Source organism: Pseudomonas sp. 58(2021) (assembly GCF_017491585.1).
Classification (GTDB): domain Bacteria; phylum Pseudomonadota; class Gammaproteobacteria; order Pseudomonadales; family Pseudomonadaceae; genus Aquipseudomonas; species Aquipseudomonas fluorescens_BT.
Genome location: NZ_JAFGYZ010000083.1, coordinates 1 through 231, shown reverse-complemented (window position 1 = coordinate 231; position 231 = coordinate 1). Strand labels below are relative to the sequence as shown.

The following is a 231-nucleotide window of genomic DNA, read 5'->3' as shown; positions in this document are numbered from 1 at the left end:
CGGTGATGAAACCGATCACGGTGGCTTTACCGACGTCCGAACGTTTTTCCGCCCGGGCCGAGAAGATGCTCGCGCCTTCGATGCCGATGAACACCCACACGGTGACCAGCATCATGTTGCGCACCTGATCCATCACCCCGCCGAAATTCGGGTTGCTGTGGCCCCAGATGTCGCGGGTAAAAATGTCGGCCTTGAACGCCACGGCGGCGATGACGATGAACATGATCAGCG

General features: G+C 59.3%; 1 protein-coding gene. It reads right to left on the bottom strand.

Annotation, left to right across the window (positions count from 1 at the left end; genetic code table 11):
- The coding region (locus tag J5M72_RS28845; RefSeq protein ID WP_207868351.1) for an amino acid permease at nt 1–231 on the bottom strand (231 nt) is incomplete at both ends.